The organism is Legionella lansingensis (assembly GCF_900187355.1).
GTDB lineage: Bacteria > Pseudomonadota > Gammaproteobacteria > Legionellales > Legionellaceae > Tatlockia > Tatlockia lansingensis.
Genome location: NZ_LT906451.1, coordinates 509,273 through 534,613, shown reverse-complemented (window position 1 = coordinate 534,613; position 25,341 = coordinate 509,273). Strand labels below are relative to the sequence as shown.

The following is a 25,341-nucleotide window of genomic DNA, read 5'->3' as shown; positions in this document are numbered from 1 at the left end:
TACAAAAATGTAAATATCTGTAAAATCTAGGAGCTTTAATATTGGGTTAATTATTTTGTATTACTATTCCACATTGTTTAAAATTTGACCTTGGAGAACATGCATATAATCGTCATTGACATCTCAGGGAAGACGAATGTAATCAAGGCAAGCATAACAAGCAATTCACATGAATTTCAGACTTTCATTGCGAATAGAAACCATGCTGGCGATCGTATCATCATTATTGAAAATGAAAATGCCATTAATGATTCAGATTTAATGGATATTGTCAGTAAGGAGTTAAACAATTTATCCGAGCAGTATCAAATTAAGCAAGTGAATCAATACGTGCGCATCTATAGACCCTGGAATGATCCGGGTCAAGGATATTATTTCACCCTGTCTCTAGAATCAGACCCTGATTCTGAAATCGAAGTACCATTTGAATATATGGATATAAAGGATGTAGGAAATCCTAATTACTGGAGTATTCAAGATAAATTCTATGCAATGTATGATTCATCTTCAGCGATTATACAAAAAACGCTATTACAGTGTGCTTCATACAGGAAGTTAAGGGAGCGCTGGAATGATAATGTTGTGAATGGGGAAAAGCTATTTCGCTCAGCAGAAAGGTATCACTTGTATGACCAACGTTTCAGTGAATTATATCATGCAATCAGCAACAATGATGCGTGCCTTTCTGATAAAGGTCTGATGACTTCAATCAAAACATATCATAGCCGCTGGGGCCATACCATAGCCGTGAAAGATCCTTCCATGACAGCTCAATTGTATGTAGACATTGAAAATCAACACCATATCAATCAATCGGAAGAAAATTATTTATACTTTAGAAGCGAGGTAAAACACCATAACAGTCAATTGCTCTTAGCTTATATAAGAACATTTGCAACCGAATATCATAGTAAATATGGGGAGCGATTAGAACCAGCGCAATGCGTACCCATTGATTTCGATTTTCTTGAATTAAAATCTATTTTGAATTCGAATATAAAGATGGTTAGTGTTCTTGAAGAGAAGGGAGTGTCTGAGTTGACTACCAGAGATCATTATATCCTGGTTTTCGAAAGTGCAAATGAAGCATCGGCCATGCTTGAAAAAATCCAAAAACTTGGATTATTACCAACTCCGCATAAAATGTATCATCGAATCAATCAATTCACCGATAATTATTCTCTAATGCCACTCGCAGATAGACATGGAAAAAGTATATATAGGGACGTTCAGCCGCCAGAGTTTGGTTCCTTGGAGGAACTAATAAATTGCACCGTTTATCAAAAATACAAGAAACTTGCCTTGATAAACAATCCCGAGTTGCCGTTTTTATCCATCCATGTCAATGCAATTACCAGCATGCTTGAAGCGCTGAATCATCATCTCAAAAATCAATCTGTAGCAAGCCATAGAATTAAGTTATTGAAACACAGTTATTCGTTTATTTTTGAGCATATGATGTTTGCCACGTTATATTTCAAGGATCATCGCAGATGGGTCAACACTTATGAATGGTTAATGGAAGAAATAACCTTTATTCTCGCTGTACTGGAGCCTTATGGTTTGGATGATTTCCAGTCTATTATGCGTGATAACATGAGACACTGTCACTCTGATCCAGCCCTTTTGCTCCATGTTAATCAGAATGAAATTGCCTATCACTTCGGATTGTATAACTCGGGCATGCGGGCATGCTTTGAAGCCTTATCAGCAGCAAGAGAGACTGGGGGGTCAAATGCTCCAGTCGTGGTTTATTTAGATAACATCTATTATGAAACCGCTGAAGCATTGAGATTATTTCATGCCGAAAAATGCTCATATCGGGTTCAAGGTAAAATCAATAACCCAGATGCAGATATTTATGTTATGAATATGGAGGCTTCTCTTGCAGAAAATGAAGAAAATATCTACTCCATTGATGTCAATCAGTTTATAGATGAACTATTTTTAAGTAGAGCGAATAGCTTGCCTGTAACGTTGATTCTTGATTCAACCTTGGTCGACATTGGCGGTCAGAAAGTCACAAACATATTGCTACAACAGAAGAATAAAATCATGGATGGCTCACTCAATTTAGTATTCGTGCATAGTCTGCAAAAATATGGCATGTTAGGTTCAGACAAAGTCGAAGCAGGTATGGTGTGGGCTGTTAATAATCCACAATTTTTTTCAAAGTATAATACCGTGATTTCAAGTACTGAACGTCAAAATCAGTATTTTGACAGGCAATTAGTCTGCCATATTGCGAAGCATGCTTATCAGTCACTCAGACAGGCCATGTTAACCAGTTTTAAAAATGGTCACATCATTCGTGACATTTTGCGGCACAATCAGCATAGTTATGCTATTGACGAATTAGACGATTCACCCTTTTATTTCAGTAAAACGGCTGCACAAAATACCAATCCCTATCGATATTTCTTGTGTAGAAGCAGTTTTGGATTTCCGCATACGGTAGCTACAAGGATCTCAAATACGACTGGAACGACTTTTTTTTGTGACCGCATTGCAGCCGGCATGGAAGGTGAATCAAAGCTTAACTTGTTAACCGGTATGGCTGATTATCCGCATAAAGGCAGAGCTGCGTTGATAGACCTCATCGAGTCACTCTGTATTCCCGAATTAAAATATACGGATAAGGATTCGTTTTCTCATTTATTAGAGGACGTTGTCAATGTAATCAGTGAGCCGCGATTTCGTAGTCTTTTGTGCAAGCAATATTATAAGGTAATCGTATGCATTAACGGCATTATTGAGTACGATGATGCTGTGGATAGTTTGCCGCATAAAACGCATTTATTTAACTTATTGAATATTGTATTACGTATTCATGCTGTGCCCCTTCCTCCCGAAATATATAACAAACTTCACTGTGAAATGAATGAAATTAAAACTCGAACGCTAGATGGAATTCATCGTAAATTAGTTTCTTTTTCATCTTTACCTTTATCAAGATTCATCCAGGTTAACAAAAATAGAATAGATATTAATATAATCTACCTGGACGGATTGCAACAAATATTGACTTCATATATTAATGAGCAGAACCAAACGATCATACACTCTGCTTTAAATGCGATTGATGATTATCTTTTAACGCAGGCTCACGCCAAATTACAGAGACTACCCAAAAAAATGGATCTTGCATTCAAAATCTGCGATTCGATAAGCGTTATCTGTACAGAAAAGCACTTGCATGATGATTTGAAAATGAAACTAGCCAAAATTAAGCGATCCAGTGTAGAAGAGCGGAATCCATCCATTATTGTTGTTGGAAACCCATGTCAAGGCCACAATTTAAATCGTACGGTGCATGTTTTTTTTGACAAGCTTGCCGATGCCACGCACTTTGTTAAAATGGCGGGTTTTGAAAATGGCGACACTAAACCTGCAGACCTGGTTGATGCAAACCGTAGATATTCAAGAGATCCTATTATCGCAAGCATGTATGCTCGCTATGTGATCAGTATATCCATAGAAAAATACGTAGACTTGTTTTTACAAGATGCTAATCAACCCAAGGAAAAGCGAATCCTGCCAGTGCATAATTCAAAGAAAATACTCACCCATTGCCAGGAAGCAAAGCAGTATTACAAGAATACGATGGCTCGTAATGAGCAGTCAGTGTGCAATAATACCGCATTCAGAATGAGTTGAGCATAATGCGCACTGTTGCTAACCGCAAAGGCCGTTTCTCTTATTAAAACTTAATTCAGAAACAAGCAATAACATCACAAATTATTAGATAATCTGTTGATTAGTTAGTCATTAAAGGTTAACAATGGGGCATGGAAAATTGCATTTTGGACGCTCATGCTTATTTACAAAGGTAAGGAATTAAAAAAATTTCAGGACAAGGTCGGAGGAAAGAATAAACACGAGGTGGATGGCTTTTATCGAACCTCTGATGGCGAAGAGTACTTCATTAAAAAACCGCAAGATCCCAAAGAACTTTTTGCCGAGCTATTCGCAGGATTTTTATTAGAAGAATTTAAACGTCGCGGCCTAATTCCTAAAATTTATCACAACTCATTTGTCTGCGCTGATGTCATCCCACTTGAAGATGGTTCGTATGGTCTCATCCAACCTAAAATCAAATTTACAGAACTACATAAAATTATCGGAACCGGCAATCGCAATGGTTCTGATCGCAGTCCATTTTGGGAAATGCTCTTCGGTCCAGATCATTATTTGTTGCTTACCAAACTAGAGAATTACTTTGGTCTTTCTATGGTGTTAATGTTCTCATTGCTCATTGGCGACTACAGCGTTCATAGTGGGAACGTCGTTCACCTTGAGCCCCAGGAAGGAGCGATTCAGTTTGCACGCATTGATCTGGGAGCAGCATTTCGCAATTTTGGCTACCCAGAGAATAATGAAAATCTTTTCCATCCTAAGGAATATCAAGGGTTGTTTAATATAGCAGGTTTTACTAAGGGTTACTTTTCTAATTACAGGAAAATCACTGGCCTCTTCTCGGCTATCGCAGGTAAAGCAAAAGCTCTGATTCCAGTAGTTGATGATGAATTATTAAAAGAGATTGTTTCAACGGTACTAAAAAAAATGCCTGCTAACCTTATCGACGATAGGACCAGAGAAGACTTGAGCGTATACCTTGGTATCCCATCTTTTTGTAAAGTAGGGTTGGGTAGCAATCTTAATCATGAGCCATTCTGTACGGATTTCGTTAATGTGCTAACCTTGCGATTAGCCAAACTTGCTAAACTTCGTGACTTATCACCCAAGCAGAACAACCTCTATCGTTCCATAAGCTCAGAGAATCTAACTCAATATATGGATCTGTCCGTCCACACAGATTTACCCTTTCCAGACCAATTAGACATTTGGCTACAGGGATTAGGACATTGTCAAGGAGATTTTTTTGACAAAATTAATCTTGCTGAATTGATAAAACAATTTCATTTTTTTAAGGATGTATTAATTAAACAGGCAGAACTGCTTGATCACCAGACATCTTTGCTTAACAAGGAGAACAACCATGCAGAGGCTATTAATGAGAGCGAATTATTACACCAACTGTTTACCTTAAACACTGATGGCACTCCCGCTTTTAATGGCCCACTGAGTAGGAGTATGCAAAAACCAATTGCCACGCATTGGAATGACGTTGAAAAAGTATTGGCTGTAAGTTTCAATGTCATTGTTACCATACGTGTTGCACAAGAGACAGAAGATACATCTATTGAGCACGCAAAAGAATACGCCTTTAAAACGCTTCTTTCAGCGCTCAAGGAACACTTGACTACCTTCCATGAGGTTTATAAATCCTTAATGAAACAATTTGATGTGCTTTCCCATTCCTCGTCTACAACGAGACCAAAGAATAAAAAGCAACAAAAAATAGAAGAAAGCAAAATCAGCGCTCACATCCCTTTAACAGACAAAATAGATAATCAATCCTCTGAACTTGTGGTAGCTCGTGGGATTCTACAGGAGCAAATTTCTCTTTTGCAGGAGAGAATGAAGCAAGACATCATGCTGAAAGACGCCCTTCTTAACACAAAGAAAATGCAACTATCATCAACTTTAATAAGAGACTTACTTGCTCTTAAGGAGTTTTATGATAAAAAAATTGCACTTAACACGGATGATGGACTGGGGAGGGATTATAATCATTCTTTAGATAAATTTTATCGGCAAATGTTGCATACGCGTCTTTCAGAAACCCCACTAAGAACCCAAGCAAAACTGATGCTAAAATTCGCGTATCAAGAGTTTGAGACCAGTCATGACAAGGCTGTACTCTTGGCTGATGCCTTGAGGATGATTGGCATTTTATTTGACGGTCTAGGCCTTGTTGCCGGTTTAGGACATAAAGCCTTTGATAAAAATTTTTTCTTTAATTCAGCTTTGACACCTAGAGAACCAGAACCATCTCAAGTCAGGGTAGTTAACAAAGAAAGCCTGTTGGATCCAATCAAAAAGCCTATGTAGTTAAGCACTATTTAATCGTTATTATTCGCAAAATCATGAGAGGAAGGTATAATCATCTTCTTCCAATAAACATCCACAGATGACCGTCATCGGGTTTAACATGGATCCCATCACACAGGGTGCCTTAGGAGCTGCTTGTTCTCAAGCGATCTTACATCGCTATGACAAGAAAAATGCTTGGCTTGTTGGTTTGCTTGCAGGGATGGCCGCCGATCTTGATGTCTTCATTCGCTCTGTGAAAGATCCATTACTATTTTTTATCTATCATCGCCATTTCACCCATTCCCTAAGTTTTATACCTATCGGCGCATCACTGGTAACTTTGATCTTAATCCTATTTGAACGTTTCCGCAGAACTTGGCGGCTAACCTTTTTAGCGGCTCTCATAGGCTATAGTACACATGGATTGTTAGATAGCTGCACGAATTACGGCACACTGCTGTATTGGCCCTTTTCAGATAAGCGCGTGAGCTGGGATTTCCTTTCTATCATCGATCCTTTTATTACCCTCCCTTTGTTTTTAGGAATTATTTGGACAATGATTAATGATGATAGGAAAGGGGTATTTTTTGGACTAATGTTTGCAGGTTCTCTCTCGTTATTTAATTATTTTCAGCATCACCATGCAGTCCTTGCTGTGGAAGCTTTTACGCAACAGAACCATTTGCAGCTTACACGTCTACGAGTGTTTCCAAAGATGGCTAGTTCTATCGCATGGCGAGGCATTGCGATGGAGAACCATGATTTCCTGGCATTCAATATTCTCGTTCCTTTTCCTTTCAAGCAGCAAACCAAAGTGACTCTGGTAGCCAGGTATCCATTATTACAACCTGCGATCACCCCTAACTACGTTAAAGACTCTCCTTCACTGATGCGAGATTTAGCTATTTTTACTTGGTTTTCTGATGGTTATTCCATTTTGGCAAATCCAGAGCCATTGACCCTTGTCGATGGACGTTTTCTCATGGACGACGCTGCCAAAATTGCGCTTTGGGGATTTCAGTTCTTGCCAAAACAAGAGCATGTCAAGCGAATTAACTTTATTAGAATTGGACAACAAAAATGACGATAGCCTTACTTGCCACAGGGGATGAAATCATTCATGGTGATGTATTAAACACAGACAGTCACGATCTTGCACATGCGTTACATTCCGAAGGCTTACCTTTAGGTTTGCAAGTGGCCTGTAGTGATATAGAAAATGACATCCACGAATGCCTTTCGTTCTTGGCCAGCACGCATGACATTATTATTCTTATTGGTGGGCTTGGACCAACTTCTGATGACAGAACACGTTTTGCCCTGAAACGTTTTCTAAAAACCGAGCTTATTGAATTTCCAGAGGCCATGCAACACATCCAGAATCGATTACGGCTTTATGATCGAGAATTAACTCCAGGAAATAAGCAACAAGCTCTTTTCCCTTCCGGTGCGACACTCTTACCCAATCCTAACGGCACAGCAATGGGATGCTACTATAAATTAGACGAAAAAATATTCATCCTTTTACCAGGACCGCCTAGGGAATGTCTTCCTATGTTCAACAATCATGTGCTTCCCTTACTGCAAAATGTGCAACCTCGTGATAAGACGATTTATAAGTGGCGATTATTTGGTGTAGCAGAAGGTCAGATTGCACACGAACTTGATGCAGCATTGGCCGATATCGATTGTGAAACCGGTTATCGTCTCGACGTACCATACGTTGAATTTAAGGTACGATGTAAAGAACACCTGATCTCAAAGGTCAAGCAAAGAATTGAACCGCTCATTGCACCTCACCTGATTGCAACAGTAGAGAAAAAAGCCTCTGAGCAATTGCAGGAAAAAATCCTGCAGCTAAAACAACCCATTTCTATCATTGATGAAGCAACAGGCGGGCTGCTACAAACAATTATTCAAACACCGAATAATTTTTCCTTATTAAAATTCAATAACTGTGACAACGACGCTGTTCTTCGCTTCCATTTACAAGGACTTAAGGAATATTGGAGCCAGGAACCACCAATGGGAAAAACAACGCTATCGATTGCCTACAATATGGACGATAAAAAAGGCACAGAGGTGCATGAAATCCCTTATCGTAGCGCCTATGTCATCCACTTGGCAGCGGAATGGTTAAGCTTCCGTCTCTTTCATCTCATCAATCAATTGCATCAATGAGTGACATAATTGCTGCGTCCCTTCCCCACTAATAGCAGAAATCGGGAAAACTTTGCCTCGCCAATGCAGGCCATCAATGATGGCTTGTATGGTTTTTTCTCGTTCTTTTTCATTAAAGAGGTCGATTTTATTCAGAACCAGCCACCGTGGCTTGTTAAGTAATTCAGGATCAAATTCTTCTAACTCCTTAAGAATAGCTTGCGCTGATCGAACCGGGTCACTCTCATCAACAGGTGCAATATCAATGACATGCAACAATACACAAGTTCGTGACAAATGTTTTAAAAAACGGTGACCTAAACCAGCTCCTTCCGCAGCCCCTTCAATCAGACCAGGAATATCTGCCATAACAAAGCTCTTATGTGAGGAAACCCTGACAACCCCTAATGCAGGATGCAAGGTGGTAAAGGGATAATCCGCCACTTTGGGTTTAGCACTAGACACCGCACGAATGAGGGTAGATTTTCCTGCATTCGGTAAACCAAGCAAGCCAACATCCGCTAATACGCGTAGCTCCAAGCGTAGATGACGAGACTCACCTAACGTACCGGGTGTTGTTTGTCGAGGAGCACGATTAACACTGCTTTTAAACCGAGCATTGCCCAAGCCATGAAAACCTCCTTGGGCCACCAGCAAACGCTCCGAAGCTTCGCCAATATCGCCCAGAAGCTCTCCACTATCAGCATCAAATACCACAGTACCCACCGGTACGAGAATAGTTAAATCATCGCCTTTTTTTCCTGTACAATTACCTCCCATGCCCGGTTGACCATTCGCAGCCTTATAATGACGTTGATAACGGAAATCGACCAAAGTATTAAGATCCACGCTGGCTTCAAGAAACACACTGCCACCATCACCGCCATCACCACCATCTGGACCACCGCGAGGTACATATTTTTCGCGTCTAAAACTTAGGCAACCATGGCCGCCGTTGCCAGCTTCTACCTTAATGACTGCTTCATCGACGAATTTCATGATTAATCACCTAAAAAAAAGCCCCGAATACGGGGCTGCAAATATTTAACACCTAATTCGCTTTATTCTTTAATCGCTTCAATGTTAACAAATTTACGGTTTTTACTACCTTTAACAGAGAATTGTACAATCCCAGAAACCAATGCATACAACGTATGGTCGCGGCCACAACCGACACCTTGACCTGCATGAAAACGAGTTCCTCGTTGACGCACAATGATCTCGCCAGCGTTTACCATTTGACCACCATAACGTTTGACACCAAGATACTTGGGATTCGAGTCGCGGCCGTTTCGAGTACTACCACCTGCTTTTTTATGAGCCATTTCTATCTCCCCTTCTACTTACTTATCGCAGTAATTTTTACTTGCGTGTAATGTTGTCGATGACCCATTTGCTTCATATGGTGCTTACGACGACGGAATTTAATAATTTTGATTTTCTTATGACGGCCATGAGCCATAACTTCGGCCTTGACTACTGCATTTTTAACCAATGGTGCTCCGCAAGTAAATTTATCACCATCAGCAATCATCATCACTTCAGAAAAGCTTACTTCGTTGCCGACATCAGCGGGCAGCAGTTCTAATTTAATGATGTCGCCTTCTTTTACGCGGTACTGCTTACCGCCCGTCTTAATCACAGCATACATAGCTATTCTCCAACGCGCCTCAAACGGCTTTCACAAATTCGATAAAGTGGCATATTCTATGAAATTACCGCAACGACTTCAAGTTGATTTTAAATTATACGTAGGTTGGGTCAAGGCCCAACCTACTTTTACCCGGTTAGCGAATTAACAAATTGAACAGTTAACACAGAAAAAAACAACATTTGTTACCACGTGAAGTATATTATATACTATGCCGCCCTTTCCTGCTTTTAGGGTGTTTGTCCTGGTCGCGGGCCAGACACGGGGTCTTATTTAATTATGGAGACGAGTAATGTCAACAATTGTGTTAGAAGCTGAAGTAAGAAAAGATGTGGGGAAAGGTGCGAGCCGCCGCCTGCGTCGTCTTGAAGACAAAGTACCAGCCGTTTTGTACGGTGGTGATAAGGCACCCAAATCCATTCATTTGTTACACAACAAAGTGGTCAAGGCTTTGGAAAATGAAAGCATTTATTCAAGTGTTTTTGATCTAAAAGTTGATGGTAAAGTCGAGCATGTCATCCTTAAAGATTTGCAACGCCATCCATACAAGCCTGTCATTTTACACATGGATTTGCAACGGGTATCTGCAAAAGATGTCTTGGTTAAGAACATCCCTATTCATTTTATTAATGAACAAACTTCTAAAGGGGTGAAAGCTGGTGGTATTATCACTCATACTATGACGCAAGTCGAAGTTCGCTGCAAAGTAAAAGATCTACCTGAGTTTATTGAAGTAGATATGAGTGATGTGGGCTTAGATGACGTTATCCATCTGTCTGATTTGAAACTCCCTAAAGGAGTGCAGTTCGCAGTGGATATAACGGATGGTAGCCATAATTTACCAGTAGTGAGTATCCACACGCCTCGAGTGGTAGCTATTGAAGAAGAAGAGGTTGCTGCCGCTGCTGAAGTAGAGGAGTCAGAAGAGGTAGAAGAGGAAAAAGAAGAAGGTCCTGAACAAGATAAACAAGAATAAATAATCAGGCGGGGATTCCCGCCTGATTATCTTTCATAAGTGAACGACTATTTAATAAAGCACCCATGGCCATTAAACTTATTATCGGGTTGCGTAATCCCGGCTCAGCTTATGAACACACAAGACACAATGCTGGTGGATGGTTCGTACAAGCTCTAGCTCAACGTCATGGTGCAGCGTTTAAAGTTGATAAGAAATTTCATGCAGAGTTAGCAAATTTTGAAATTAAGGGCCTTCCTTGTAAAGCATTGCTACCTTTGACATTCATGAATCATAGCGGCTTGCCTGCAAGAGAGGTTAGTCAGTTTTATCATATTGATGCCCATGAAATTTTAGTGGTGCACGATGAACTGGATTTGCCAACTGGTCGCATAAAAATTAAGACTGGTGGAGGTCACGGCGGACATAATGGTCTACGTGATCTTATTAACCATTTAGGAAATTCAGATTTCCACCGTTTACGAATTGGTATCGGTCATCCTGGACACAAAGACATGGTGCTAAATTATGTTTTGGGAAAACCCTCTGCCCAAGATCGTCAATTAATATTTGATGCCATCGACAGAGGTATTGCCGTTATGCCAACTATATTAGCTGGTAATATTGCAGGAGCAATGAACTTATTGCATAGCTAAAGCATGTAAGATTACGAATAGAGGTACGTTATGGGATTTAAATGTGGGATAGTGGGCTTACCCAATGTGGGTAAATCTACCTTATTCAATGCCTTAACCAAGGCTGGTATTGAAGCGTCTAACTATCCATTCTGTACCATTGAACCCAATGTAGGTATTGTTACCGTTCCTGATCCAAGACTAGATGCCTTAGCAGAGATAGTAAAACCACAACAAGTGGTTCCAGCGACAATGCAGTTTGTTGATATCGCTGGTTTAGTTAAAGGGGCTTCCAGTGGTGAAGGATTAGGCAACCAATTCTTAGCAAACATCCGCGAAACAGATGCAATAGCTCATGTGGTTCGCTGTTTCGAAAATACCGACATCGTTCATGTTGAGGGTAAGGTTGATCCCTTAAGCGATATTGAAGTGATCAATACAGAGTTAGCTTTGGCTGATATGGAAACGGTCGAAAAAGCACTGAATAAAGCAGGTAAGAACAGCAAAAGTGGCAATAAGGAAGCCATTTTTGAGAAACAAACTCTGGAAAAAGTCAAAGCGCATTTAGACGAAGGGAATCCTGTACGCACCCTTGGCCTAACGGCAGAAGAAGAAAACATCGTGCGTCGACTATTTTTACTCACGGCCAAACCTGTGCTCTACATTGCTAATGTGGATGATACTGGTTATAGCAATAATCCTCTTTTAGACAAAGTAACAGAACTCGCGCATCAGGAGAAAGCCAGTATTGTTGCAATATCCGCTGCCACTGAAGCTGAGCTAATGGATCTCGATGAAGAAGAACGCAAGGAGTTCATGGCTGATCTAGGTCTTAGTGAGCCAGGGTTAAATCGTGTGATCCGCGTAGGCTATGAATTATTAGGATTACAAACTTATTTTACCGCGGGAATCAAAGAAGTTCGCGCCTGGACCATTCGCAAAGGATCCACTGCACCGCAAGCAGCCGCTGTAATCCATACTGATTTTGAGAAGGGCTTTATCCGCGCTGAGGTGATATCTTATGACGCATTCATTGCCCACCATGGCGAACAGGGTGCTAAAGAGGCAGGGAAATTGCGATTGGAAGGCAAAGATTATATCGTCGCTGACGGCGATGTTATGCATTTTCGTTTTAATGTTTGATTCTGGAAAATGTCATCTTGACATTATGCCAAGCCCCCCTTAGCATGCATAAATTCCATATCAGGGGATAACGTATGACAGTTACCCGTTTAAGAGCTTTGGTCAATGCTGATTTTGATGCAGTCAATACGTTGATTATTGACAAAATTCAATCTCAAGTCGGTCTAATCGATGATTTAGCGCATCATATTGTCCAAAGTGGTGGTAAGCGTTTGCGACCCCTTTTAGTCCTGTTGTCTAGTCACGCCTGTGGCTATAAAGGACAAGATCATATTACTCTTGCCGCCATGGTGGAGTTTTTTCATACAGCGACTTTATTACACGATGATGTTGTTGATGAGTCGACTCTACGCCGCGGACGCGAGACAGCCAATGAAATCTGGGGTAGTAAAGCGAGTATCTTGGTTGGAGATTATTTGTTTACCCAGTCCGTGCAACTGATGGTCAGCGTTGATAATCCGCAAATTTTGCGCCTATTAGCTGACACATCTCACGAAATAAGCTGTGGTGAAGTAAAGCAATTGGTTAACCGCCATAATTTTGATCTATCCATTGAAGAATATCTTGATGTTATTCGTGCTAAAACAGCATTGTTATTTGCAGCCTCAGCAGCAATAGGAGCCTACTTGAGTCGTGTGGGGGAAGATCTTGCCAAACGTTTATATGAATACGGACTACATCTTGGTAATGCCTTTCAGTTAATTGATGATGCCTTGGATTATTGTTCTGATGCTAAAACGATTGGTAAAAACATAGGCGACGACTTAGCAGACGGCAAAGCAACATTGCCTTTAATTCACGCGCTAAAAACAGGAACCCCAACTCAGCAGCAACTGATTAAAGACAGTATCAAGGAAGGCAATCTACAAAATTTAGATGCAATTTTAGCAGTAATTGAGGAAACAAAAGCACTGGAATTTACACGTAATTATGCTGCGCTAGAAGTAGACCGCGCCTTGACTGCTCTGGAATCGTTACCCAATTCAGTTTATAAAAAAGCACTTACAGAACTTGCACAATTTGCTATAAAACGTGATCATTAGCGTGGTTGACATTCGCCTCAACTAATCGGAGTGTAGCTCAGCCTGGTAGAGCACTGCCTTCGGGAGGCAGGGGTCGCAGGTTCAATTCCTGTCACTCCGACCAGTAAAATCGGTTTAAGGCATAATCGTTAATTTAATTACTTAATAAAAATGCTTCTTCGACGTGTTGCGACGTCTTATCCATTCAATATTTCAATTGATTGGAATTGAAATATTGAATTTATTAATGAAAAATTTAAGCTTTTAATCTATGCCCTTCTTCTACTCGTAATAAATCCTGATCCGATACATGACATAATTGTTCTACAAGATTTAGGATTTCAGTTGATTTTGATTCCATATTTTGTTGTTGGAAAATATTAAAAAATTGCTTGATATCCGCAGAAGTTTCAGCTAATCCACCACTTATTCGATCTATTTTTTCATTGGTTATACTATGAAGATTATGAGACAAAAACTCAATCAAAGCATTTACTGCACCCAATTCTCTATCGATCCCCTCTTTGTATTTTGAATTCTGATTGTAAATAAACGTTCTCTTAAGAGATTCCAAATTTTTCGTAATGTTACATAGTTTATCAAGGAAATAACCCGCGCGTAGTGTGGCAAAATCTTCAGAATTTAAAGTTAGATGTGGTGATGATAAATATTCGCGTGCTTGACTTGAACCTAACATAGCGGCCTTAATTAAAAAATTTTTCTCTTGCTGATAATTTTTTTCATTAAAATATATTGATGCCGTATCAAAAAATAATTGCTGAAGAACATCATGATATTGCTCTTCTTTAGAAGGTATTTCAAATGTGCTCTCTAGTAAGTTTGCAACTTTTTTAGGATCAGGGATTCGCACACCTGCTATTATTAATATTTTTATAATTTCTTTACTTCCTCCTGATACTGCCAAGTCTAGGGGTGTTATTCCTTTAATTCCTCCAAAGCTTCTATTAACATCAACACCTAAATTTATAAGATGTTGCAATATAATTGGATCTTTTTCTTTAATCACATCAGGTAAAATACTTGTTATATCCGCACCGTAATTAGCAAGAACGGTAATCATATCAATTTGTTTATTTCTCACTGCTTGAATAAGTAAGGACTCGCCATATCTCAATATCGTATCTTTATCGAGATCTATACTGGCTTTAAGTAGGGTTTCAAAAGCTAAGAGATCACCATCCTCTATTGCATGGATAATAGAAAGTTGTTTATATGTGCCTTTTGATTTAAGAGGCAAATCATCTACAAGTAATCTAACTATATTTCTGTGTTGATGATGACTCAAAACAAAGCCATTAAGTTCTTTGAGAGGAGGTAAGTTATCAAAGAAATCGCCAGCTTTATTAATCATTGATTGAATTTTTTGCGCTTGTTTTTCAATGGGTTGATTGCCCTTAAGTAAATCGTTAATTTCTTTAATGATCAATTGCGCTATTGGTTCATTTCTTTTCTTATTTGCTTTGATATAAGCTAGCAAATCTCCTAGTTCTTTTTCTAATGGTATTATTGCAGCTAAATCTTCTTCATCTTTATAATAGGTACTAACATTAAACGTTAGCTTATCATGAGCACCCAGATTAAAAGATTTCCTGAAAATAAATTTAGCTAATTCTTTAGCATCATCAAAAGTTCTTTCATCTATATTAGGATCATATACTACATACTGTCCTCGTTCATTTTTGAATAAACCTATAGCATGCGTTGGTGAACCTATTATATAAAATTTGCCCAGCTCAATATTTTTTTTAATTAACTTATTTAAATTATGTTGGGTCACTACGAGAGTTGTTGAAGAGACATATTTTACTGGAAAAGCAATGCTCATCTTTACATGCGACCTAGCTCCATATTCACGCTTTCCGGTCGCAGGATCAATCTTCTCTTGTAAGGCATTGATCTTCTTTGCAAATTTCAAATAACTTAAGAGATTAGATAATTTAGACTCAGACAGTAGGATAGTTTCTAAACTATAATTTTCATATTCTTCAACTGTCTCTCTTGAAGGAAATTTTGCAAAAAAGCGTTCTGATGATCCCCTCTTAAATGTTTTTTCAAACCATTTACAGACTAAACCTGCACAGACGCCCGCCTCACTTAAAGGCTCTACACTTTCCACCATTTTTCTAAGATCTAAAAACTCTTTTTTACCAATCGCCTCTTCTAATTCTTTTAGCCGATCTGGATTACTTACAGCCGCATTAAACTCAGCCTTAAGCCATTTAAGAAGATTATTTATATTCTCAATTAATTCAGTTTGATCTTTATCTTCCAACATAATTTGCGCATCAATTAAATACTTACAAATACAGTCTCTCTATTTACAATTATAGTGATTACTTCCAAATCAACTATAAATCTATACGGTTGTTTTCTGTTGAAAATAATCCCAGATGAAGCATTTCTTACTTTTGTAAGAAAAAAATGATGAAAAGCACGAATATGGATAATGTCTTTAACCTGTTAAATAAGTTATCCAGATCTTGGGGGCCAGCTTGAATTTGCACTCAATCCTTAGTACGTGTCGGCAATTAAATACAATCCCTATCAGTAAGATCCAGAAGATATTCAATTTATAAATCAAGCTGATGAGTATGATAAATGCAACGCCATAATTGATTGAAGATTAGATAGCAAACGATCAATCGAGTCTGACCCCATTATCATATTGCGTTTGAAACTTAGCCTAATTCTACATATTCTTCAGGAATTGAACATTAAATGATAGATTTTATAATTCCTCCATCTCCGCGCAGAGTTGCTCCATTTGTGCAAGACGAGAGTGGACTAGATAAATATACCGCTAAATTAGCAACTTCTTCAGGTAAAGCGAACCGATTAATCAATGATCCTGTCCTTACTTTTAAGAAATACTCTTTTTCTACCTGATTTTTGGGTATTTTCCATTCTTTTGCTAGATTAGAAATAAATTTTTCAATACCCGGCGTTCTTGTCGGACCCGCTAGAATGGAATTAACAGTTACTTGAGAGTTTTTTGTTAATTTTGCTAATCCACTAGCAAGTGCTATCTGCATTGTTTTGGTCACTCCATAATGAATCATTTCTTTGGGAATCATTATTCCAGATTCGCTTGATATAAAAATAATGCGTCCCCAATTTTTTTGTAACATGGTTTTAAGATAATGTCGTGACAATCGTATGCCACTCATTACATTGATTTCAATTGTCCTACTCCAGTCTTCATCTTTTAAGGAAAAAAAATCTTGTGGCTCATAAATACCAAGATTATTTATCAAGATATCTATTTTAGGAAGTTGTTCTATGACGGACTGAGCACCTGTAATTGTGGATAGATCAGCCGAAATACCATAAATTTTTAATTTATCTTTTTTAATAGTATGTAAGGCTTGATCCACTAAGGTTTGGCTTGGACCATTTATATAGGTTTTCGCTCCTTCCTTTGCTAATCCTAATGCAATTGAAAAGCCAATACCTGACGTAGATCCGCTAACAAACGCTGTTTTTTCCGTAAGTTTTAAATCCATATTTTATCCTTAATAAGCTAAAAAGGATTTGCATTTTTTATACCAGGAATTAATGAGATTAAAACTCTGAGTGATCCCAACACACAAGAGTTTTTAATGTTTCGTTAGCTTTTACCCCAAATTAAATATCCAGTCAGCTCATAATTTGCAATAAAAACAATCAAATAGATTTAATATTGTGCAAAATTTGATATTTATGCCTACATTTAAATGGATGGAATAGTAATCGGTTTCGAATGCAGCAAGGGTACAAACATTACATATAAAAATCAGACCTCACAAAGAGTATTTGTACAAACCTGTCATTTGCAAATAGATACTAGGGACAATCAGGAATGAAAAATCCTATTTTTTACAACTTAGGAAAAGTCATTTATTCACTACGATGGTACATCATCGTGTTATGGGTGCTTATTATCTTAGCTTGTGTACCCTTTCTCCCCCATATTGTAAGTCCGTTTAAGACAACTGGTTTCATCGACGAAAGTTCAGAAAGTGCGAAGACAGAACAGTATTTAAATAAAACATTGGAATACAATACCAATAAATTTATCATCATTTATACAAGTCCAAAGCTTCTGGCAACGAATCGCTTATTTATAAAAAAAATAAAGCAATCCTTAGAACCATTAAAAGCATTTCCACTCAAGCATGAAATTCTCCTTCCGTCCGATAATAAAAAGCAAATCTCGAAAGATAAACATACAGCCTATGTTGTTGTGCTAGTTAAGGGTAATGAACCACTTAACTCGACGACATTAGATAAGTTCGAGAAAGCAATTAAGAAACCAGCAAATATGACGGTTGAGATTGGAGGGGAATCGATTTTCGTGAGAGATGTCAATAAACAAACGCAAGAGGATCTTTTTAAAGCCGATCTTATTGCAGCACCAGTGGCCATCATTACGCTGATTTTTGTTTTTGGCTCCATCGTTGCCGCTTTACTGCCAATCATTTTGGGTGGAGGATGTGCATTAATGATCCTGACCACGCTCTTTTTTATAGGACATATATGCACCCTTTCGATTTTCACATTAAATATCGCTTTGCTGCTAGGACTTTGTCTGAGCCTAGATTACTCATTATTCATCGTAAGCCGATTCCGAGATGAATTGCATCATGGAAATACTATTGCTGAAGCCATAGCCACCACGGAAGCAACCGCAGGTAAAGCCATCTTTTTTAGTGGATTAGCCGTTTTTGTAAGTCTCAGTGCCTTATTCTTGTTTCCCATCAATATATTATTTTCTATGGCAATAGGCGGATTAACGGCTGTGGTGATGGCAGTAGCTACAGCCATTATTCTGTTGCCAGCTATCCTCTCTGTGCTTAAAAATCGCATAAACTTACTGTCATTGAACTTTATCAAAGAAAGCAAGATATATCGTTTTAATGTGTGGCATTGGATCGCCGAAAAAGTGGTTAGGCGCCCGCTGCTCTTTTTCTTCCCCATTCTTATCTTCTTGCTACTGCTTGGTTATCCGTTTTTACACGCCAAATTCGGTGTATCTGACTATAAGATCCTTCCTGAGAATTCAGAGCATAGAGATTTTTTTGATACGTATGCTGAAAAGTTTAATATCAATGCATTAACCCCTATTCTGGTTCTAATTCAAACTCCGCATAGCTATATTTTATCCAGGAAAAACCTTTACAATCTGTATGATTTAGCCAAGAAGCTTAAAGCAGACCCTGAGATTGATCAAATTAACAGTATCGTTACTACGGATTCCAAATTAACCAAAAAGCAATATTATACGTTGTATCATTTGCGCAAAAAATTGATGAGTAGCAATGTAAAGCAATTATTAGCCACGACCACAAATTACTCATTTACAGTAATGAGCATCATTAGTAAGCATGAAATAAATTCCCCACAAACCAAAGAGTTAATTACAAGCCTACACAAAATGAAAGTGCCCTCTGGAATGAATGTAAAGTTAACCGGAACCCCGGTGATCAATACGGAAGTGCTTAGCAGTATTGCTCGTATTCTCCCATGGGCTATTCTTTGGATTATTGTTTTCACCTATCTCATCTTATTAATTTTATTACGCTCGGTATTTTTGCCTATTAAAGCGATTTTAATGAATCTATTAAGTCTTTGTGCTTGTTATGGGGCATTGGTCTTGGTCTTTCAGGATGGATATTTGTCGCAGTTGCTTAACTTTGAGCCCCAAGGGATGCTTGATATTAGCTTGCTAGTTATCATTTTTTGTGCCTTGTTCGGATTTTCGATGGATTATGAAGTATTCTTGCTCACGCGGATAAAAGAGTTCTATGAAGCAAACGGCGTGAACAACAACAGTATTGTTTTTGGTATCGAAAAAAGTAGCCGTATCATTACAAGTGCGGCGCTTATAGTGATTTTTATTTGCGGCTCATTTTTGGTAGCAGATGTATTGATGGTCAAAGCCTTTGGCCTTGGAATTGCTGTAGCTATTTTTGTGGACGCTTTCTTAATACGTACACTCTTAGTGCCCTCAACAATGGCTCTTCTGAAAGAATGGAATTGGTATTTACCCAAATGGCTGGATAGACTTCTTCCCAAAATATAACTAATAATTAATATACTTGTGTGAAAGACTAGGAGATTTTAATAAAGGAAAGTAATAAACGGCTTGAGATGGAAAATTCAGCAACGCTCCATGAACTGTTTGAGATACAAGCCAAACAAAGGCCTCAGCATACAGCAGTTATTTTTGGGAGCTTATCCCTAACTTATGATCAGTTAAATCAGAAGGCAAATCAGCTGGCGCATTATTTGCGCGAAATGGGCGTAAAACCAGATACCACAGTTGCCTTATGTATGGAGCGATCAATCGAGCTTTTGATCGTTATTCTTGGAATTTTGAAAGCAGGAGGCGCCTATATCCCATTAGATCCCTCCTATCCCGAAGAGCGATTATTATTTATCTTAAAGGAAGGTGTTACTCCAATTCTAATCACAACGAGTAAGTGGCAAGAAAAACTTTGTTGTTATGAGGGGCAGTTATTACTATTTGATGAAAAGAAGAAACTAGAAAAACAAAAAACACATAATCTTGATCCTACAGTAACTCCTCGCCACTTAGCTTATGTCATTTATACCTCAGGCTCCACAGGCACGCCCAAGGGAGTTATGGTTGAACATAGGGGGATTGTCAACTATTCTCTCTGGTTCGCCAACTACTGTGATTGTCAAGCACAACAACGCATTGATTTTTCCTCCAATCCGGCCTTCGATTTTGCAGTGACAACATCCATCGTCCCGCTTGTATTAGGTTTAACTGTTATCATTTGTGAAGATAAGATAAAAAAAGACCCGCGGCAGTACCTAAAATACCTTGTGCGCAGCAAAGTCAATTTCATTAAACTAACGCCTAGCTATTTTAAGGTATTGTTATACGAAGCAGAGAATGGATCCGTTGAGCTGCCTCATTTAGAAAAAATCATGTTAGCTGGAGAAAGCTTATCTACGGTTGATTGTGCCTCTTGGTTGGCGATTTACCCATCACATATATTATTTAACGAATACGGACCTACCGAAACCAGTGTTGCGGTTTGTCTTTATCGCATTGATAGTAGAAATATTAGTCGTCTGGGAGCAAATGTTCCTGTTGGGAATCTCATTCCCAATAGTCAATCCTATATTCTTGACGCGAATGGTATCCCAGTAGCTGATGGCGAAGTTGGTGAGTTATATCTTGGGGGAAGTTGTTTGGCAAGAGGCTATTTGAACAACCCGGAGTTAACGCAGCAATCGTTCATTAAAGATCCTTTCAGTAAAGATAAGGATGCAAGATTGTATAAAACCGGAGACTTATGCCGGCGCCTTGCAAAGGGAGAAATTGAATATGTAGGCAGAATTGATCATCAATTAAAAATACGCGGCTACCGAGTAGAACCTGGTGAAGTTGAAGGTCGTTTGGCTGCGCATCCTGACCTAAAAGCCGCGGCAGTGCTTGCTTTTGAACAAAAGAATAAGGAAAAAAGACTGGTAGCCTATTATGTTCTTAAAGAGCAAAATAGTGCTGTGAGTGTCGGTGAGCTTCGCCAATATTTGAAGCGTTATTTGCCAGATTACATGGTACCAACCACTTTTGTAAGGATGGAGAGTTTTCCTTTAAATGCGAATGAAAAGTTAGATCGCCTTGCATTGCCTGCTCCTCAGTTTACTGCGAGTCAGCATTATTTGCCCCCCAATACCTCTTTGGAAAAAATGCTTGCACACGTTTGGCTAGAAGAGCTTGAGATAAAACCGATAGGACTTAACGATGATTTCTTTGAGCTAGGAGGACATTCTTTATCTGCAGCGCGAATGATTTCGAAAATAAATTATACATTAAACAAGGAAGTCACTTTACATGATTTTTATCAGACTCCAACGATTGCTTATCTGGTCACTCTCATTAAAAAAGCAAAGACCATAAAAAAACGTCAAAAATCTTTAACCAAAGCGTTAAGTGAGGTAACTCAGCTCCCTCTAAATGATTTTCAGTTCTTGTTATGGTTAACAGATACCTTTGAGCCAAGGGCAAGAAAATTAACTATTTTTACCAGAAAGCGTCTTAAGGGGCATCTTAATCTGGCTGCTTTGACATCAGCATTTGCAGCTGTATTAAAAAAACATGAGGCATTATCCTACCACGTAAGTAAATTTCGCCCTGTTCAATATTTTAAAAAACATCGATCAGTGGAAATTATTGAAGAAAATCTCCAATCTTTATCGGAGGAAAAAAGTGAGTGGGTTGTGGAGAACTCTCTTCGTGAGTTAAGAACGTATCATTCCTGGCCAAAAGATGAGCCCCAGGTCATCATTCGATTGTTTTATCTAAAGAATGAGGTCACAGAATTGCAATTATGCCTACCTCATATTATTTCCGATGATGTTTCCCCAGAAATACTATTATCGGATCTATCCCAATTTTATCTCTCAGCTAGTGATATCAAGGTGGAAAAAGACATCGCTTATAGACAGTATATATTTGACGAGCAATCTCATATTCAGAACCATTTAAATCGTGACATGGCTTTTTGGGGTGAGTATCTGAAGGATGCAAGCTTATTTGCTTTCCCACCGGAATATATCGTTAAAAACATGCGAGAGCTACAACTGACTTATTCAACCTACACGGAAATCCCGGAAGAAGACCTGAATAATTTCAAACGCTTCTGTGCACATCATCATATCAGTATCCTTGATGGTTTATGTGCGGTTCTCCTATTGGCTCTGCTTCATTGCTGTCATGAGTCTCAGACAGCCTTCCCGTTTATTTGCATAAACAGAGTAAAATCCACTCGTGAAAAACAAGAGTACGATAAAACCATTGGTTGCTTTCTCAGACTTGAGCCTATTAAATTGGCTCTTAACAAGGAGGCTACTTTAGCTGAGTTGTGTCAGCAGGTCCATGATTCTGTTATCGATACAGGTCCCTACCAAGGATGTCCAAATTTGGTGAAACTTGCGAGTATAGCTACGTTTCGGCAGAAAAAAAAGATGATTAAAACCTATTTAGTTAAATGGCTTACTTGGTTGTACACTACCGTATTCCGTTTAAAATTAAGCCCTAAAGTCCTTAGCCTAAGTGGGCGGTTAAATTCAAATAAGGGAAATAATTTTCTTATTAATATTAATGTTCAAAATAGTCTTCTGAGAAATACTAAGTGCAGGGATAAATCGACTCTTTTTGGATTTGAGACAGAAAATACAAGACATGATGAGTATGATTTATTGCAAATAGATCATTTATTTGATGTATGCTTTTTACGAATGCCTGACTCGGATAGCCCCTTTTTAATCCTATCTGCAAATTTGGAACCGACTTTTCGAGAAAGAATAGCTAAAGAAATGCTCTGCATAATGAGTAGGGGCTATGTCATTCCCGCGTAGGCGGGAATCTATTCCAGGATGGCGCAAGACTTGAACTAGGATGGATCCCGCCTATGCGGGGATGACACAGATTAATGAAAAGTCTCAAATTAAATAGCTTTTTTTATTCCTCAAGAAATTAGTTTCTGATAAAGTCTTGTAGGGAAAATTTAATAAGGACCAAGGATGATAAGAAAAATCTTTATTGTTGTTTTTACGTATTGCGTTGCTCTCCCTGCTTTTGCTTGTCCTAATGCATTACCAACAAATCACCCTAGTTTCTGTGCTTCTTTCAAAACAGCAGCTACTTGCTATTGCGTTTCTTCAGGGCTACCTGCTGGCATGTGTCAGGATATGAATGCACTTTACTCGCGTATGATCAGTGTATTTGGATCACTGCAAAAAGCATGTGAATCTCAACGTTATACAACCCCCCAGGATTGTATGGATAATTGGAATTGCTATCTTTACGGTGGTGTAGATTCTCGTCAGAGACTATGTAGTGGTACTAGGGCAGCCTGCCAATAATTAATCCAGCATTTATCTATCGGTCTTGACTCTCTGTTAAGAGATGTCAAGACGTAATTGAGTGTGTTTTATGGTAATTGATAAAAAATTAATTTTACTCATCTTGTTGCAATTATTTTGTTATTCCATTGCTTGTCAAGCAGGTTCACAAGGAAATGCTAAATCTTGCCATCCCTTTTATATCGGAGTTATGGGTGGTTATGGTTCCACTACCTGGACAGGATTAGTGCCAACAGAAGAAAATCAAAATCTGGCCTTAAGTATATCCACTCCTATTGAAGTGAGAGAAGGAGGTGGTGTTTGGGGAGTTTTAGCCGGGTATGAATTTACGCCTTATTTTGCGCTAGAATTTAATTATTTGCGCTACCCAGATGCGGAAGTTTCGTTTGATCCTGTAAGTTTGTTTAGTTTTATGAACAACCAGGAAACATTAAGAACCAAGACAGAAACCTTGGACTTAAAGGGAAAAATCATGTTGGTCATTCCAACCACTCATCTTAGGCTGTATTCCAGCGCCGGGGCAGCAGGAATTCATCGAAACGATATCCTAATCGATGATTGGCGATTAAGCCCAGCCTTTGGCGTTGGATTAAATTATCGTTTTAACGAACATTTTATGGGTGAACTCGGGGGAAATTACACCGCGGGTTATGGTGAAGCTCAATTAAATCCATCTGACACTTATTTCCCTTTTCTTTATTCGTTGGTTTTGCGCCTCGCCTATCGTTTTTAATTTCAGTGTGTTCTCATTGCCAAACTCTCATGAGATTGAGTTAATGAGCATATAAGAAATTAGTATATCCTGCATACAAACAATCAATTTCTATTGCAGATTGGTTGGTTTATTATCATAGATTACATTAACCAGAAAGGAGCAAAGATGCCAAAAAAAGATAAAGCAAAAAGAGCACATCGTTTTTTTACACGGGCAGCTGTAGGTACCACCCAAGGGATAATAGAATGTCCTATTTCAATGAATAAGAAAGCCTATAGTATCATTAGAGAAAAATTTTGTTTTAATGAAATAGTCTTGGCTCATGAGTTATTTTCTCTAGCACTCCTTGAACCAGCATTTGCAGTCTTTGGAGTATTTTGGGGGGCTGTCAGAGGGATGCAAGAAGGTATAAAAAATCGGGATGAACATTTAGGAGCTGCCATTAGAAAAACGCATACAGAATTCTTCACTTTTGACTCCGTATGCGCATCATCTCATAACGAATTATCTAAAACAGAAATCATGGACAAAGCTGAACGAGCTGGTGTCAGCGTGAGAAAACTTTATCCTAATGGATGACTCATCCAACAGATGAAAAAATGATGTTATTAGGGCTTATTGTTGTTTATAACAAATTGCTCCTCATAGAATTGTAGAGGGATCTTCCTTAAGTCATTGGGATTTAAAGATGGCTCAAAATAGCTTAGAAGCACCTCATTGATTATCATGTTTAGAATGCAAAAAACCCAAAAAAGGAACAAGAAAGTGGGGTAAGTGGTGTCTAATTTTAAAGCTAAACCGCCAGCCATTGCTAGACCTATGAAACAGGCAAGAGCATGTCTAGTGTTTTTATCATAGTAAAAGTCACCATTTTTTTCCTTTTCCCATCGCATGTCCCGCCTTAGTTTTCTTATTTGTTTTTCTTTAAAGTCTCTGTAATCAGAGGATTGTTCTCGAAGATGCCTGTACTTATTGTGTGAGAAAAAACTGGCATCGGAGCTAACATTTTTAAATCGCTCGCAGGACAAAGCTACTGAGGTCATATCATTTGGTTTAAGCACCGCCTCTCTATGCTTATTGGCAACATTAAAGATACTCAATACCATTTCATCAGGTAATTGATTAAAGGGATTTTCATTCCGAACATTTTGGGTTCTCTTGCGCATCGTCCACATCCTTATGTTTTATTGGTGCAGCAAATTATATCTGCGTATGTTGTC

At 38.6% G+C, this 25,341-nt stretch carries 19 protein-coding genes and 1 tRNA gene; 14 read left to right on the top strand and 6 right to left on the bottom strand.

Annotated elements, in window-relative coordinates; translation table 11 throughout:
* Positions 1–99: 99 nt before the first annotated feature.
* From CKV79_RS02550 to CKV79_RS02535, 4 genes are all read left to right on the top strand, one after another.
* Entirely contained in the window at positions 100–3,657 is a 3,558-nt protein-coding gene (locus CKV79_RS02550) for a hypothetical protein (protein ID WP_028372199.1), read from the top strand.
* A gap of 156 nt (positions 3,658–3,813) precedes the next feature.
* The gene (locus CKV79_RS02545; RefSeq protein ID WP_051546035.1) at positions 3,814–5,955 is read left to right on the top strand and encodes a hypothetical protein; all 2,142 of its coding nucleotides are present in this window, start codon (positions 3,814–3,816) and stop codon (positions 5,953–5,955) included.
* A 100-nt stretch (positions 5,956–6,055) separates the two neighbouring features.
* Complete coding sequence (locus tag CKV79_RS02540; protein ID WP_028372198.1) at positions 6,056–7,021, top strand: metal-dependent hydrolase; 966 nt, start codon at positions 6,056–6,058, stop codon at positions 7,019–7,021.
* A complete protein-coding gene (locus CKV79_RS02535) occupies positions 7,018–8,118 on the top strand; it encodes a competence/damage-inducible protein A (protein ID WP_028372197.1) in 1,101 nt (366 codons plus the stop codon). The genes CKV79_RS02540 and CKV79_RS02535 overlap by 4 nt, the downstream gene beginning before the upstream one ends.
* Here CKV79_RS02535 and cgtA read toward each other — a convergent pair.
* From cgtA to rplU, 3 genes are all read right to left on the bottom strand, one after another.
* On the bottom strand, positions 8,074–9,096 hold the full coding sequence (gene cgtA / locus CKV79_RS02530) for an Obg family GTPase CgtA (protein ID WP_028372196.1): 1,023 nt from the start codon (positions 9,094–9,096) through the stop codon (positions 8,074–8,076). The genes CKV79_RS02535 and cgtA overlap by 45 nt on opposite strands.
* 62 nt (positions 9,097–9,158) lie before the next feature.
* Entirely contained in the window at positions 9,159–9,422 is a 264-nt protein-coding gene (gene rpmA, locus CKV79_RS02525; RefSeq protein WP_028372195.1) for a 50S ribosomal protein L27, read from the bottom strand.
* Positions 9,423–9,436: 14 nt separating this feature from the next.
* Positions 9,437–9,748, bottom strand: a complete 312-nt coding sequence (gene rplU / locus CKV79_RS02520) for a 50S ribosomal protein L21 (protein WP_028372194.1) — start codon at positions 9,746–9,748, stop codon at positions 9,437–9,439.
* Between the two features lie 292 nt (positions 9,749–10,040).
* Between rplU and CKV79_RS02515 the strand changes: the two genes are divergently transcribed.
* From CKV79_RS02515 to CKV79_RS02495, 5 genes are all read left to right on the top strand, one after another.
* The gene (locus tag CKV79_RS02515; RefSeq protein ID WP_028372193.1) at positions 10,041–10,724 is read left to right on the top strand and encodes a 50S ribosomal protein L25/general stress protein Ctc; all 684 of its coding nucleotides are present in this window, start codon (positions 10,041–10,043) and stop codon (positions 10,722–10,724) included.
* Between the two features lie 65 nt (positions 10,725–10,789).
* Positions 10,790–11,359, top strand: a complete 570-nt coding sequence (pth, locus tag CKV79_RS02510; RefSeq protein WP_028372192.1) for an aminoacyl-tRNA hydrolase — start codon at positions 10,790–10,792, stop codon at positions 11,357–11,359.
* Between the two features lie 30 nt (positions 11,360–11,389).
* Positions 11,390–12,481, top strand: a complete 1,092-nt coding sequence (gene ychF / locus CKV79_RS02505; RefSeq protein ID WP_028372191.1) for a redox-regulated ATPase YchF — start codon at positions 11,390–11,392, stop codon at positions 12,479–12,481.
* A gap of 74 nt (positions 12,482–12,555) precedes the next feature.
* Positions 12,556–13,524 (top strand): polyprenyl synthetase family protein, encoded by a 969-nt coding sequence (locus tag CKV79_RS02500; RefSeq protein ID WP_028372190.1) that lies wholly within the window; start codon positions 12,556–12,558, stop codon positions 13,522–13,524.
* 26 nt (positions 13,525–13,550) lie between these two features.
* Positions 13,551–13,627: transfer RNA gene (locus CKV79_RS02495), tRNA-Pro, on the top strand.
* Positions 13,628–13,759: 132 nt separating this feature from the next.
* Here CKV79_RS02495 and CKV79_RS02490 read toward each other — a convergent pair.
* Both CKV79_RS02490 and CKV79_RS02485 read right to left on the bottom strand, forming a co-directional pair.
* On the bottom strand, positions 13,760–15,799 hold the full coding sequence (locus CKV79_RS02490) for an ankyrin repeat domain-containing protein (RefSeq protein ID WP_028372189.1): 2,040 nt from the start codon (positions 15,797–15,799) through the stop codon (positions 13,760–13,762).
* Between the two features lie 439 nt (positions 15,800–16,238).
* A complete protein-coding gene (locus CKV79_RS02485) occupies positions 16,239–17,027 on the bottom strand; it encodes an SDR family NAD(P)-dependent oxidoreductase (protein WP_028372188.1) in 789 nt (262 codons plus the stop codon).
* A 335-nt stretch (positions 17,028–17,362) separates the two neighbouring features.
* Here CKV79_RS02485 and CKV79_RS02480 point away from each other — a divergent pair, with 335 nt between their 5' ends.
* From CKV79_RS02480 to CKV79_RS02460, 5 genes are all read left to right on the top strand, one after another.
* The gene (locus CKV79_RS02480; RefSeq protein WP_028372187.1) at positions 17,363–19,585 is read left to right on the top strand and encodes an MMPL family transporter; all 2,223 of its coding nucleotides are present in this window, start codon (positions 17,363–17,365) and stop codon (positions 19,583–19,585) included.
* A gap of 68 nt (positions 19,586–19,653) precedes the next feature.
* The gene (locus tag CKV79_RS02475; protein WP_035914750.1) at positions 19,654–22,899 is read left to right on the top strand and encodes a non-ribosomal peptide synthetase; all 3,246 of its coding nucleotides are present in this window, start codon (positions 19,654–19,656) and stop codon (positions 22,897–22,899) included.
* Between the two features lie 165 nt (positions 22,900–23,064).
* Positions 23,065–23,406: a hypothetical protein gene (locus CKV79_RS02470; RefSeq protein ID WP_028372185.1), complete on the top strand. Its 342-nt coding sequence runs from the start codon at positions 23,065–23,067 to the stop codon at positions 23,404–23,406.
* A gap of 70 nt (positions 23,407–23,476) precedes the next feature.
* Complete coding sequence (locus tag CKV79_RS02465) at positions 23,477–24,139, top strand: outer membrane beta-barrel protein (protein ID WP_035914747.1); 663 nt, start codon at positions 23,477–23,479, stop codon at positions 24,137–24,139.
* Positions 24,140–24,286: 147 nt separating this feature from the next.
* Positions 24,287–24,700 (top strand): hypothetical protein, encoded by a 414-nt coding sequence (locus tag CKV79_RS02460; protein WP_028372183.1) that lies wholly within the window; start codon positions 24,287–24,289, stop codon positions 24,698–24,700.
* Positions 24,701–24,729: 29 nt separating this feature from the next.
* Here the strand turns inward: CKV79_RS02460 and CKV79_RS02455 are convergent, their stop codons facing one another.
* Positions 24,730–25,287: a hypothetical protein gene (locus CKV79_RS02455; protein ID WP_035914745.1), complete on the bottom strand. Its 558-nt coding sequence runs from the start codon at positions 25,285–25,287 to the stop codon at positions 24,730–24,732.
* Positions 25,288–25,341: the final 54 nt, after the last annotated feature.